This is a genomic window from Pseudofrankia sp. EUN1h (genome assembly GCF_001854645.1).
Lineage (GTDB): Bacteria > Actinomycetota > Actinomycetes > Frankiales > Frankiaceae > Pseudofrankia > Pseudofrankia saprophytica.
Genome location: NZ_MBLN01000092.1, coordinates 57213 through 69801 on the forward strand (window position 1 = coordinate 57213; position 12589 = coordinate 69801).

10 protein-coding genes and 1 pseudogene are annotated in these 12589 nt (G+C 68.0%); 1 reads left to right on the plus strand and 10 read right to left on the minus strand.

Going from position 1 to position 12589, the window contains the following annotated elements:
* Positions 1-96: 96 nt before the first annotated feature.
* The 4 genes from BCD49_RS35370 to BCD49_RS35390 all read right to left on the minus strand — a co-directional run bounded on the left by BCD49_RS35370 (position 97) and on the right by BCD49_RS35390 (position 5038).
* On the minus strand, positions 97-1935 hold the full coding sequence (locus BCD49_RS35370; protein WP_157845214.1) for a sialidase family protein: 1839 nt from the start codon (positions 1933-1935) through the stop codon (positions 97-99).
* A gap of 545 nt (positions 1936-2480) precedes the next feature.
* Positions 2481-2708: a dibenzothiophene desulfurization enzyme gene (locus BCD49_RS35380; RefSeq protein WP_007507443.1), complete on the minus strand. Its 228-nt coding sequence runs from the start codon at positions 2706-2708 to the stop codon at positions 2481-2483.
* A gap of 117 nt (positions 2709-2825) precedes the next feature.
* Entirely contained in the window at positions 2826-4166 is a 1341-nt protein-coding gene (locus BCD49_RS35385; protein ID WP_007507441.1) for an ABC transporter substrate-binding protein, read from the minus strand.
* Positions 4167-4285: 119 nt separating this feature from the next.
* Positions 4286-5038: a carboxymuconolactone decarboxylase family protein gene (locus BCD49_RS35390; protein ID WP_007507439.1), complete on the minus strand. Its 753-nt coding sequence runs from the start codon at positions 5036-5038 to the stop codon at positions 4286-4288.
* Positions 5039-5116: 78 nt separating this feature from the next.
* On the opposite strand from BCD49_RS35390, the gene BCD49_RS35395 reads away from it, so the two are divergent.
* Positions 5117-5782, plus strand: coding sequence for a TetR/AcrR family transcriptional regulator (locus BCD49_RS35395; RefSeq protein WP_007507437.1), 666 nt, complete (start codon positions 5117-5119; stop codon positions 5780-5782).
* A 156-nt stretch (positions 5783-5938) separates the two neighbouring features.
* Here BCD49_RS35395 and BCD49_RS35400 read toward each other — a convergent pair.
* The 6 genes and pseudogenes from BCD49_RS35400 to BCD49_RS35425 form a co-directional block, all read right to left on the minus strand.
* Positions 5939-7274, minus strand: a pseudogene (locus BCD49_RS35400) (ABC transporter substrate-binding protein).
* Between the two features lie 103 nt (positions 7275-7377).
* Positions 7378-8190, minus strand: a complete 813-nt coding sequence (locus BCD49_RS35405) for an NAD(P)-dependent oxidoreductase (RefSeq protein WP_007507434.1) — start codon at positions 8188-8190, stop codon at positions 7378-7380.
* Complete coding sequence (locus BCD49_RS35410; RefSeq protein ID WP_007507432.1) at positions 8187-8918, minus strand: 3'(2'),5'-bisphosphate nucleotidase CysQ; 732 nt, start codon at positions 8916-8918, stop codon at positions 8187-8189. Before BCD49_RS35410 ends, BCD49_RS35405 begins: the two co-directional genes overlap by 4 nt.
* Positions 8915-10843: a sulfate adenylyltransferase subunit CysN gene (gene cysN, locus BCD49_RS35415; RefSeq protein ID WP_071042379.1), complete on the minus strand. Its 1929-nt coding sequence runs from the start codon at positions 10841-10843 to the stop codon at positions 8915-8917. Before cysN ends, BCD49_RS35410 begins: the two co-directional genes overlap by 4 nt.
* A complete protein-coding gene (cysD, locus tag BCD49_RS35420) occupies positions 10843-11778 on the minus strand; it encodes a sulfate adenylyltransferase subunit CysD (protein WP_083401894.1) in 936 nt (311 codons plus the stop codon). The genes cysN and cysD overlap by 1 nt, the downstream gene beginning before the upstream one ends.
* Before the next feature lie 40 nt (positions 11779-11818).
* Complete coding sequence (locus BCD49_RS35425; protein ID WP_007507426.1) at positions 11819-12577, minus strand: carboxymuconolactone decarboxylase family protein; 759 nt, start codon at positions 12575-12577, stop codon at positions 11819-11821.
* Between the last annotated feature and the right edge of the window lie 12 nt (positions 12578-12589).

Genomic DNA, 12589 nt, shown 5'->3' on the forward strand with positions numbered 1-12589 from the left:
CCCCCTGGCCACTCTGCGCTCCGAACGTGAATTCAGCGGTTCCCTCGGTTGGCGCCGGTTGGGTACCGAGCCCCGTCGAACCTGCCCCGGTAGGACCTACTTGTACCGAGAAATCGGCACCCTGGCGAGAACACCGTCGGGCGTGCCGCCGTTCCGGCCATCTGACCAGGACACGTACGCGTACTTGTCCGTGACCAGAATCCGCGAGAACTCGTCGCCCGCGGCGGTGACGCCTGGCTCCGTCACCTTGTTGACCTTCACCGGCGGACTGAAGGTCTTCCCGCGATTGAATGAGACCGCGGAGTACACATCGACGGCGGATGTGCGCCACATGACGCCGAGAAGCCCCGTCGAGCCGAAATCAATCCACGGCTTGACCGCGCCCGCCGCGGGAATCACGGTCGGCCCAGTCCATTTCGCGCCGGAGTTCTCAGTGATGTAAACCTCCAGGTTGTCGCTCCGCGGAATCATGAGCGCGAACCGGCCGTTGTGTGTCGGATCCGCCGAGACCCACGGGAGCGGGTCGGTGGCACCGGTCGCCAGGTTGGGCAGGGAGGGGCCGACAGGCGGCGCCACTGGGGTACCGTTCGTCGTTGTCACTGGGAAGTTGGTAAAGGTCTTCCCACCGTCACGGCTCGCCTGGAAGATCACGTCCGTCCCCAGGAACACGACCCCGTTGTCCAAATTCACCGTGACGCCGGTAGCGGCGGCGAGAGTTCCACCCTGCGCGGCGATCTGCGTGCCGAACGGCTGCTGCGGCAGGACCGCGGGATCGCTCCAGGTCGCCCCTCGGTTCTTGGTCACCGAGACCGCTATGTTGCCCGCGGTGTCCTGGCCGACGGCGTAGATGTTGTCATTCGCGGCGTCGATCCGCAGCCGAGGGGTGACGCCTATCAGCAGCGGAGTGTCGATCGGAGCCGACCAGGTACGGCCGCCGTCGAGCGACTTCGAGAAGCCCAGATGGTTCGGCACGTCGGTGCAGCTGCCGGGCGAGGCGGGCTCGGGTTCACCTGGCGCGCAGCCCAGCCGGTTGAAGGCGACGTAAAAGACCCCGTGGGAGTCGACGACCAGGTTCGGGTCACCGCACATGGCCCGATTCCCGTTTGGCCAGGGAATCTCCGTCCACTTTGCGCCGCCGTCACGGGAGTACGCGGCGTAGCAGTGGAATTTGTCGGGTGTCACCGTTCGCTCTCCCGGCCGATGGTCCGTGGAGATGAACACCAGGTTGTTCCGGTCTTTCGGGTTGACGGCGACCTCGGGCTGACCGTTGTCCCTGGTCGGGTCGTTCGTCACGTTGGTCTCGGTGATCGCGTTGGCGGAGCCGCCGTTCGTCGCCGCGGTCTGTGCGCGGGCCGTCGCCGGTAAAGCCAAGAGCACGGCGAGGCTCAGGATCATACCTAACCCCAGAGTAGGCACTCGCCTCCTCACCCTAGTCTGGACGAATTCGTCCCGCCTCGCCATTACTTTCTCCTCTCCGTGGTGCACCCTCGGTCCATCCGAGCCGCGAAGGTCCACGGACGTGGTCTCGAGACAGTGTTCATCGGGTCGGCTGACCACACCGTGTTCCTCTTCGGCACGTATATCCAGCGCGCTACCGCGCGCACGGTGCCAATAGAATGCCCGGACGACCGCAACCGCGGCAGCGCGATGGATTCGGACCCACCCGCACCGTTCGCGGCCCTCGATGGCACGTGCCGGCGTCGCCAGTTCGCCGTCGCTGTATTGGTCGTCATCGTTCGAGACCGCGGCGTCGTCGCGGTCGGGCCACGTTGGCGTGGGCTCGTTGATACCCCTGCCAGGTGCGGCCGAGTCCACGATCTGGACGGGAGGATTGAGTCCTGACCGTTCGTTGCGACCTGACGATTCCAGAAGGCGTCTGTTCTCGACGCGCTGGCTCCGTAACAAGGCGTCGCCAACCGGGGTGCACGGTGTCACCGGCTGGTCCGAGGCTGGCACCTCACCCGCCGCGGCGATCGGCCCCGCCCGATCGGGCGCAGTTGCTTTCTATACCAAAGCCAAGATTGCGTCAATGGCATAGATTTTGCGATAGCAATGGAGTCTTGTACGGCAGACCGCGGGCCCCGCCTCCGGTCAGCTCGCGATCCCGCTGGCCGGGGCACCTGTCACTGGTATCCGCGCCAGCGGAGATCCGGCACCACGCCTGGGCGGTGGGCCGGCGACGAGGTCCTCGGCATGCCCGTGCTGGCCGGTGATGGTTGGTCAGGTCGTCGGGGGCGTTTCGTCGCGGGCATCTGGGCCAGGTGTTGGCGGCTACCCGGGAAGTAGAGGAACGCCGACAGGTCCGACGGGCGGGCCGGCACCGTCTCGGTCAGCCTTTCCGGCCAACAGCGCGGGCCTCGACGCCCAAGGCATTTCCAACCCGGTGGAGCAGGTCAACACCCAGGTCTGGTCTCGGTCAGACCAACGGCCGGAGGGAAGCAGGTCGTGGGCTTCACCGCCCCCCGAGCACCAGGGAGGGCTCACAGCAGGCCGCGGCGGGGTGGCGGCGTTCCGTGCAGCAGCCAGCGGCCGAGGTGCCGGAGCTTCCAGCGGGTGGGGTAGTGCAGCGCGTGGGTGCGTGCGTCACGCCAGAACGGGGACAGGTTCGCCGTCTCCAGCGCTGATCGGGTTCCGGCGAGTTCGAACAGGGCCGACGCGGTGTCGACGGCGGCCCGCGCGGTGGCCACCCGGGCCGCGGCGGTAGCCACCGACGCCTCGGCCGCCGACTACGACCTGTGTCGACTCGTCGAGAACGGTCGGGTCGTGGGGGCCGAAGGCGGGCAAGACCCGTCGGATGTGGCCCGTCCTTCGGCCCCCACGAGCCGTCAGTCCGCGATCGGGGTGTTGCCGAGGACCTTGTATGCGGCGGGCTGGCCCTTGTCGTCGAGCGTGGTCGACAGGCCGCCGAGGACACAGACAGCCGGGGTCGCCGGAATGGCCTTGCCGTTGCAGCGGAACTTCAGCCCGGCCGAGGCCGGAAGCTCGGTCTCCTTCATCGCCTTGATGGTGGAGGTGAGGGTGGCGGGGGTGATGTCACCGGAGATGCCCTGCGTCGCCGCCTGGAAGCCGGCCAGGATCATGAACATGATCATGCTGTCCTGGTTGCTGAGGTCGATGTCCTTCCCGTAGGTCTTGGCGACCGTCGCGTAGAGGTCCATCGACGGGCTGTCCGGGCCGATCGGCGTGGACGCGCTGATGACCATGTCCTTCAGCGTGCTACCGGGGATCGCCTTGCGGGTGGCGTCGGTGATGCACTGCGAGATGGCGCTGATGGTGCCGGTGAAGCCGACGGCCTTGAGGCCGTTCATGGCGCTGATGCAGAACGAGTCGTTGCCGGTGATGAAGACCTGGTCGGAGCCGTTGTCGATGACCTGCTGCATCTGCGGGGTCATGTCGGCGGTGCCGGGGGCGACGCGGAGGAGGTGGTAGCCGATGCCGGCCTTCTGGTAAAGCGGCGGCGCGATGTCCTGGGCGGCGTGCAGCGCGGCCGGGACGTCGATGACGATCGACGTGACGTTCTTGTTGCCCTTGTCCTTGGCGACCTGGATCGGCAGGTCGATGACGGCGAAGGTCAGGTTGGCCAGCACGAACGTCGTCTGACTGGCCAGGAGCGACGGGTCGGTCGACCCGTAGATCATGACGGGGATCTTGGCGTCGTTCAGCGGCTTCCACGCGGCCTCGACGACGCCGGATGTGCCGATCATAACGGCGGAGACGCCCTTCTCGACCATCTGGTTGCCGCAGTCGGTGGCCTTCGACAGGTCGGCGAGGGTCTCACAGATCGTGATCTCGATCGGGTGGCCGCCGATCCCGCCCTTGTGCTCGTTGAGGTACTTGGCGGTGGCCTGGGCGACCTTGTTGTCGTTGGTGTGGTCGGTGTTCGGGCTGGGCCCCTCCGTGATCACACCGATCTTGACCGGAGTGCCGGTCGCCTTCGAGACCGGGCCGAGGACGCCGTCGGCGGCCGCGGAGCTGTTCGCCGGGGTGGCAGTGCCCTTGTCGTCGGAACCACCACCACAGGCCGACACGAAGGCCAGGCTCGCGGCCAGGACGGCGACGCCGGCCAGCCGTAACCTGCCCGGCGGCCGGAAGGACTGCGTGGATTCAACGGCCCGGAACGGTCGGGTGCCCGTCTGTCGACCGGCCGGCCTGCGGATGGGTGACATGTCTCTCCCTTGTCTTGGATGTCGAGCGACTGGAAACGATCGATATTGCCGAATGCCTGCGATGGCTCAGTGCGCCCTGACTTCTCTGGGAACGCCTGGGCCGCCCCCGGGTCTTCGTGTTATTTCTCTGCGGCCGTAGCGGCGTCGCCCAGCGCCTCGCCCTTGGCGAAGCCGTAGTAGGCGGAGAACTGGAGCACGATCTCGTCCATCTCCGCCTTGGTCAGGTCGCCCGAGCGCAGGGCTGAGCCGACGTGCGTGGCCAACGGTGTGGGCGAGTCGTCGATGGCCACGCAGGCGACGGTGATGATGCGCCGCTCCCGGCGGGTGAGGCCGGGTCGTTGCCAGACGTGGCCGAAGACGAAGTTGAGGATGCCGGCGTGGCGGTAGGGCGTCTCCGGTCGCGGTGCCGGCAGGAGGTTCACGTCGACGAACTCCTGGACGCCACGCTCGAGCCGCCCTTCCCAGTCACTCGGGCCCAGGGCGTCGTTGTCGAGGACTGGCCACGGGGCCGGCTCGCGCCCCTGCTCGCGCTCGATGCGGTGCCACTGGCGGACGACTTCCATCTCCAGGTGCGAGGCCTTCGGCCAGCCGCAGTAGACGGCGAAGTGCAGTACGAACTCCAACATCGCGTCCAGCTCGATGTCACCGCTGCCCAGGGCCGCGTACACGTGGGCCTCGATCGGCCCGGGCGCGTCGGCGGCGGCGACGCAGGTCAGCGTCACCCACCGCCGGTCGCGCCGGCTCAGCCCGGGCCGGTTCCAGACCTCGCCGAACACGAAGTCCCGGCTGGCTAACTCCAGGGGGGTCGCCGCCGCGGGCGGTTCGACCGTCATGACCTCGCGGTAGGTCTGCTCGGCGGCGGCGTTGCCCATGCGTTCCTCCAGGTTTCGAACGGATGCCTGGAAGCTAAGGCAATTGACTGACGATGTCCAGCATGTTTCGATGGCCCCATGCTGGTACCCCCGTCACCGAAGGAACGGATCATCCTGGCCGCCGAGGCGCTCTTCGCCGAGCACGGGCTGGATGGGGTATCGCTCCGGCAGATCTCCGTGGCGGCCGGCAGCGCCAACAACTACGCGGTCCAGTACCACTTCGGCACGAAGGAACAGCTGATCCAAGCGATCTTCGAGTTCCGCCTCCCCCATCTGCACGAGCGCCGGAACCTGCTGGTCGCCCAGCACCGCCCGGACAGTCTGCGTTCCTGGATGGAGTGCTTCGTGCTGCCGATCCTGGAACAGGGTGAGCAGGAGGGAAGCAACTACCTCAGCTTCGTCGCCAACCTGTACAGCCACGGCAGCCGCGAGGTGTTCGACCAGCTCGCGCCCACCTACCTGGCCTCGACCGAGGCGTTCCAGGACCGTTTCCGGTCGCTGCTCGCGCACGTCCCCGAGCCGCTGCGCACGCACCGGATCAACCAGGCCGCGGCGTTCGCCGTGCACACCGCCGCGGACCGCGAGCGGGCCAGCGCCAGGGGGCAGGAGGTGCTGTCCTTCGCCGCGCACGTCGCCGACCTGCTCGACGGGCTGGTCGGCTTCCTGATGGCACCGGTCTCGCCGGCCGCGCTCGCGGCCTGCGGCAGCACCGACGCCGCCGCGACGCGCCTCCTGGTTCCGTAGGCCGTCCCAAACCCGTTCCGAATTCGTTCCGAATCCGTCCCCGAACCCGAGAACCCGCCTCCATGCCGAATGAGCCACCCGGCCCCGGCCGGACAGCGCGCGCCGAAGGGTGCGCGACTGGTGCAACGTCGCGCGCCCTTCGGTCCACCTGAGACGTCAGTCCGGGATCGGGGCGTAGCCGAGGACCTTGTACGCGGCGGGCTCGCCCTTGTCATCCAGGGACGTGGACAGACCGCCACGGACGCAGACCCGCGGGCTCCTGCGGTATGGCCTTGCCGTTGCAGCGGAACTTCATCCCCGCGCCACCGGGCAGCTCCGTCTCCTTCATCCCCTTGATCGTCGAGGTGATGGTTGCCGGAGTGATGTCGCCGGAGATGCCGGCGGTAGCGGCCTGGAGGCCGGACAGGGCCATGAACATGATCATGCCGTCCTGGGAGTCCAGGTCGATGCCCTTCCCGTAGGTGTCGGTGACCTTGGTGTACAGGTCCATCGACGGGCTGTCCGGGCCGAGCGGCGCGGTGGCGCTGACGACCATGCCCTTCAGCGTGGCACCTGGGACCGACTTGCGGGTGGCGTCGGTGATGCACTGCGAGATTCCGCTGATGGTGCCGGTGAAGCCGACGGCCCTGAGGCCGTTCATCGCGCTGATGCAGAACGAGTCGCTGCCGATGATGAACACCTGGTCGGAACCGTTGTCGACGACCCCCTGCATCTGGGGCGTCATGTCGGCGGTGCCGGGCGCGACGCGGACGAGCTCGTAGCCGATACCGGCCTTCTGGAACAGCGGCGGCGCGATGTCCTGGGCGGAGTGCAGCGCGGCGGGAACGTCGGTGACGACCGCGGTGACCTTCTTGTTGCCCTCGTTCTTGGCGACCTGGATCGGCAGGTCGATGACGGGGAACGTCGGGTCACCCAGGGTGAACGTCGTCTGGCTGGCGAGCAGGTCGGGGTCGCTCGAGCCGTAGATCATGACGGGGATCTTGGCGTCGTTCAGCGGCTTCCACGCGCTGTCGATGACACCGGAGGTGCCGATGACGACGGCGTCGACGTTGTTCTCGATCATCTGGTTGCCGCAGTCGGTGGCCTTGGACGGGTCGGTGAGCGTCTCGCAGATCGTGATCTCGATCGGTCGCCCGCCGATTCCGCCCTTGTGCTCGTTGAGGTACTTGACCGTGGCCTGGGCGACCTTGTTGTCGGTGGTGTGGTCGGCGACCGGGCTGGCTCCGTCCGTGATCACACCGATCTTGACGGGCGCGCCCGTCGCCTTGCTGACCGCGCCGAGGGGGTCCGCGGCGCTCGCGGAACCACTGGCCGCGGGGGAGTCGCTCTTGTCGTCGGAGCCGCCACAGGCCGAGACGAGGGCCAGGCTCGCGGCCAGGACGGCGGCGCCGACCAACCTTAACCCGCCCAGACGGGCAGACGACTGTGTGGATGTGATGGACCGTAATGCCCGGGAGGCCGTCTGCCCGCCGGGTCTCTGGACGTGCGACATGCGTGCAACCTTTCGCCGAAATAGGTGGCCGGGTTTGGTTGGAACTGCCGGCGACAGACCCAGGGAATGCGTTACCGACCCCCGAGCTCGAAGGCGCCTGTCTCTATTCGAGGGTTGTCAGCGTGGTGGCGGCGAGTTTTACCAGGGCGGCTGGTTCCGCGGCACCATGTGACTGTGCGAGGTTAAGCATGATGCCCACGTCCTTACGGAGCAGTGGCGCGGCCTGTCGCAGTCCGGCGGTGTTGAAACCGGAGGCGGCGAGAATCGCGCTCGCTCGGCTTCCGCCGCTGCCGTGTGCCAATACCCGCGCCACCGCGGTGCGATCCATGCCGAGCGCCTCGGCGAACGTGAACGTCTCCCACGCGACGGTGACCTGCGCGGTGAAGACGAAGTTGTTCAGCACCTTCGCCAGCTGTCCGCTTCCGAGCGGGCCAAGATGAATGAGAGGGTTGGCGAACGTCTCCAGCACCGGCCGGCACCGCGCCACGTCCTCGGCGCCGCCGCCGGCCATGACGAGGAGGGCGCGCGCCGCCGCCGCCGCGCCGCCGCCGCTGACGGGTGCGTCTATGACGGCGATCTCGCGTTTCGCGGCCTCGCCCGCGATCCGTCGGCAGGTGTCCGGGTGGATCGTGGAGTGGATCGCGACGACGCCTCCCGGTGACATGCCGGCCAGGACGCCGTCGGTCCGCAGGAGAACGTCCTCGACGTCGGCGTCCCCGACGACGCAGAGACAGACGACGTCGCTGGACGCTCCCAGCTCGGCGGGTGTGGCGGCGACCTTCGCCGTGGTGTCGGCGAAAGGCTCCAGGGACGCGGGCCTGCGAGCCCACAGGGTCAGTGGGTAACCGTGCTCGACGATGCGCCGCGCCATCGGCGCGCCCTGGCTGCCCAGTCCGATGAATCCGACCCGGATCACGCGTTCACCCAGTCCCGCAGCGCGTTCAGGACCGGCTCGGCCAGCTCCAGGCGGCAGATGAGCAGGTCTGGCAGGTAGGGGTCGGGCTCGTTGTAGCGCAGGGGGGAGCCGTCGAGGCGGGAGACGTGCAGCCCGGCGGCAGCGGCGACGGCGACGGGCGCGCAGGAGTCCCACTCGTACTGACCGCCGGAGTGGGCGTAGATGTCGACCTGCCCGCGCACGACGGCCATCGCCTTGGCGCCGGCCGAGCCCATGGGAACCAGCGCGGCGTCCAGTCGACTGACGAGGTGGTCCACGCAGGCCGGCGGACGGGTCCGCGACACCGCGAGACGGATCGGGCCGGCCGCGCGGGAGATGAGGGTGGGTGGTTTGCCCGTGTGCAGCACGAGATCGGCGGCGGGCAGCGCCACGGCGCCGACGGCGGGGCTGCCGTGGACGGCGAGGGCGACGTGGACGGCCCAGTCGTCTCGCGGGGGCTCTCCGTACTCGCGGGTGCCGTCGAGCGGGTCCACGATCCAGACGCGGTCATGCCCGAGCCGGGCGCGATCGTCGGTGCGTTCCTCCGACAGGATGGCATCGTGGGGACGAGCCTGTGCCAGGCGATCGAGCAGGAGCTCGTTGGACTGCTTGTCCCCGGCGGCACCGCCCTGGTCGCGGATGGCGAGCAGGAGGTTGCCTGCCTCGGCGGCGAGGGCGGCCGCGAGCGCGTGGTCGTCGATGTCGTTCATGCCTCGTCCGCCGGAGTGAGGTGGCCGGTGTCGCGGAGGTAGCTGACGACCTGCTCGGCGCTGGTCTCGGGGGCGATCGCACCGGAGGCGTCGAGGTGCAGCTCCGGGTTGGGTGGTGGTTCGTAGGGGGAGTCGATGCCGGTGAAGTTGGCGAGCTCGCCGCGGCGGGCCTTGGCGTAGAGGCCCTTGCGGTCGCGGGTTTCGGCGACGTCGAGGGGGGTGTCGACGAAGACCTCGATGAACTCGCCGGGGTCGAGCAGGTCGCGGGCGAGTTGGCGCTCGGCACGGAACGGCGAGATGAACGACGTCAGCACGATCAGCCCGGCGTCGGCCATGAGCCTGGCGACCTCGGCGATGCGGCGGATGTTCTCTACGCGGTCGGCTTCGGTGAAGCCGAGGTCCTTGTTCAGGCCGTGGCGGACGTTGTCGCCGTCGAGGAGGTAGGTGTGGAAGCCCTCGTCGTGGAGCTTCTTCTCGACGAGGTTGGCGATGGTGGACTTGCCGGCGCCGGACAGGCCGGTGAACCAGACGACCGCCGGGCGCTGGCCCTTGCGGCTGGCGCGGACGGTTTTGGTGACCTCGACGGCCTGCCAGTGGATGTTGTGGGCCCGGCGGAGGGCGAAGTGCAGGAGGCCGGCGGCGACGGTGGCGTGGGTGTACCGGTCGATGAGGATGAACCCGCCGGTGTCCCGGTTCGTGGTGTAGGGGTCGAAGGGGACGGGCCGGTCGAGGCTGAGGTTCGCGACGCCGATCTCGTTGAGCTCCAGGGTGCGGGCCGCGGTGTGTTCCAAAGTGTTGACGTTGACCTTGTACTTCGGCTGCGCGATCGTCGCGTTGAGGGTGCGGGCGCCGAGCTTGAGCAGGTAGGGCCGGCCGGGCAGCATCGGCTCGGTGGCCATCCAGACGAGATGGCACTCGAACTGGTCGGCGACCTCGGCAGGGCTGCCCGCCGCGGCGAGCAGGTCGCCACGACTGATGTCGATCTCGTCGGCGAGGGAGATCGTGACCGACTGGCCAGCGAAGGCCTCGGCCAGGTCGCCATCGGCGGTGACGATCCGCTMCACGGTGCTTTCCTGCCCGCCGGGCAGGGCGCGGACCCGGTCACCGGGGCGGACGGTGCCGCCGGCGATCTGGCCGGCGAAACCGCGGAAGTCCAGGTCCGGCCGGTTGACCCACTGCACCGGCAGCCGGAACGGGCCGGCGGCCGACACGTCGTCGATCTGCACGGTCTCCAGCTGGCCGACCAGAGTGGGTCCGGCGTACCAGGGGGTGTTCCCGGACAGCGTGGTGATGTTGTCGCCGCGCAGTGCCGAGAGCGGGATGCAGGTGATGGCCTCACCCTCGAGGCCGATCTGGGCGGCGAAGGCACGGTAGTCGGCCTCGATGGTGTCGAAGACGTCCTTCGAGTAGTCGACGAGGTCAAGCTTGTTGATCGCCAGCACGACGTGGCGGATCCCGAGCAGCGAGACCAGGTAGCTGTGACGGCGGGTCTGGGTGAGCACACCCTTGCGGGCGTCGATCAGGATGACCGCCAGATCCGCCGTGGAGGCACCCGTGACCATGTTGCGGGTGTACTGCTCGTGGCCCGGAGTGTCGGCGACGATGAACTTGCGGTGCTCGGTCGAGAAGAACCGGTACGCCACATCGATCGTGATGCCCTGCTCACGCTCGGCGGCGAGGCCGTCGACGAGCAGCGCGAAGTCGAGCTCACCGCCCTGCGTGCCGACCTTCTTCGAGTCGGACTCCAAAGTGGCGAGCTGGTCGGAGAACACCAGCTTCGCGTCATACAACAGCCGACCGATCAGCGTCGACTTCCCGTCATCGACGCTGCCACAGGTGATGAACCGTAGCATCGACTTGTTCTCGTGCCGACGCAGGTACTCCTCGATATCGTCGGCGACGAGGTCATCGGTCGCATGCGCCATCAGAAGTACCCCTCGTGCTTCTTCTTCTCCATGGAACCTGACGAGTCGTGGTCGATGACCCGACCCTGACGCTCCGAACTCGTCGTCAGCAGCATCTCCTGGATAATCTCGAGCAGAGTCGCCGCCTCGCTTTCCACGGCACCGGTCAGTGGGTAGCAGCCGAGTGTGCGGAAACGGATGGAACGCTGCTGGGGGACCTCGCCGGGGTTCAGCCGCATCCGCTCGTCATCGACCATGATCAGGGCGCCGTCGCGCTCGACGACCGGTCGCGGCGCGGCGTAGTACAGCGGGACGATCGGGATGTTCTCCTTGTGGATGTAGAGCCACACGTCCAGCTCGGTCCAGTTCGACAACGGGAACACCCGCACGCTTTGCCCCGGCCCCTTGCGCGCGTTGTACAACCGCCACAGCTCCGGCCGCTGGTCCTTCGGGTCCCAGCGATGCTGCGCCGAGCGGATCGAGAACACCCGCTCCTTCGCCCTCGACTTCTCCTCGTCGCGGCGCGCCCCACCGAACGCCAGGTCGAAGCCGTACTTGTCCAGCGCCTGCTTCAACCCCTCCGTCTTCCAGATGTCGGTGTGCATCGCCGAACCGTGGTCGAACGGGTTGATTCCCTGCGCCAGCGCCTCCGGGTTCTGGTGGACCAGCAGGTCCAGGCCATTCTCGGCGACAAACCGGTCCCGGAAGGCGTACATGGCCTGGAACTTCCACGTCGTGTCGACGTGCAGCAACGGGAACGGCGGCTTCGACGGGTAGAACGCCTTCATCGCCAGATGCAGCATCACCGCGCTGTCTTTGCCCACCGAATACAGCATCACCGGCCGCTCGGACTCGGAGACGGCCTCCCGGAAGATCTGGATGCTCTCGGCCTCCAGACGCTGCAGGTGCGTTAGATGGCTCATGGCGCATACCTGTTCTCTCTCCGCGTGAACCACGCGGTGCGCGCTCGACGCCACGGTTCTCGCATTGCTGACATCAGCCGCTCTTCGCTGCCCACGCGGATTCGGCGGCGTCGTTCAGAGCCTCGCCCTTCGCGAACCCGTAGTAGACGGAGAACTGGAGCACGATCTCGTCCATCTCTTCCTTGGTGAGATCGCCGGAATGCAGGGCCGAGGAGACGTGGGTGCGCAGGGGTGTAGGCGAGTCATCGAGGGCGACACACGCTACGGTGATGATCCGCCGCTCTCGGCGGGTGAGGCCGGGGCGCTGCCAGACATGACCGAAGACGAAGTTCAGGATGCCCGCGTGACGGTAGGGCGAGGTGGGCGGCGGCGCCTGGGTGAGGTTGACGTCGACGAACTCCCGCACGCCCTCCTCCAGCCGCTTGTCCCAGTCGTTCTCCCCGAGCGTCTCGTTCGACAGAACGGGCCACGGCTCCGGCTCCCGGCCGTTCTCGCGGGCGATCCGGGCCGACTGCTGGGCGATGACCATCTCGAGATGGGACGCCTTGGGCCAACCGCAGTAGACCGCGAAGTGCAGGACGAACTCGAGCATCGTCTCGACGTCGAGGTCACCACTGTTCAGCGCGGCATAGACCTGGTCATCGATGGGCCCCGGAGAATCCGCGGCGGCGACGCAGGTCAGCGCCACCCACCGCCGGTCACGCCTGCTGAGCCCCGGCCGGGACCACACCTCGCCGAACACGAAGTCCCGGGTGGCGGCCTCGTAGGGAGTCGTGGCCAGCGCCGGTTCCCGGGTCATCACCTCGCGGTAGGTCTGGTCCGCGTCGCCCATGTCGGGATCTCC

Excerpts from the sequence above, each read along its gene's own strand:
- BCD49_RS35385 (WP_007507441.1), bottom strand. The coding sequence starts at position 4,166 with ATGTCACCCATCCGCAGGCCGGCCGGTCGACAGACGGGCACCCGACCG.
- BCD49_RS35410 (WP_007507432.1), bottom strand. The coding sequence starts at position 8,918 with ATGAACGACATCGACGACCACGCGCTCGCGGCCGCCCTCGCCGCCGAG.
- BCD49_RS35395 (WP_007507437.1), top strand. The coding sequence starts at position 5,117 with ATGCTGGTACCCCCGTCACCGAAGGAACGGATCATCCTGGCCGCCGAG.
- BCD49_RS35390 (WP_007507439.1), bottom strand. The coding sequence starts at position 5,038 with ATGGGCAACGCCGCCGCCGAGCAGACCTACCGCGAGGTCATGACGGTC.
- BCD49_RS35425 (WP_007507426.1), bottom strand. The coding sequence starts at position 12,577 with ATGGGCGACGCGGACCAGACCTACCGCGAGGTGATGACCCGGGAACCG.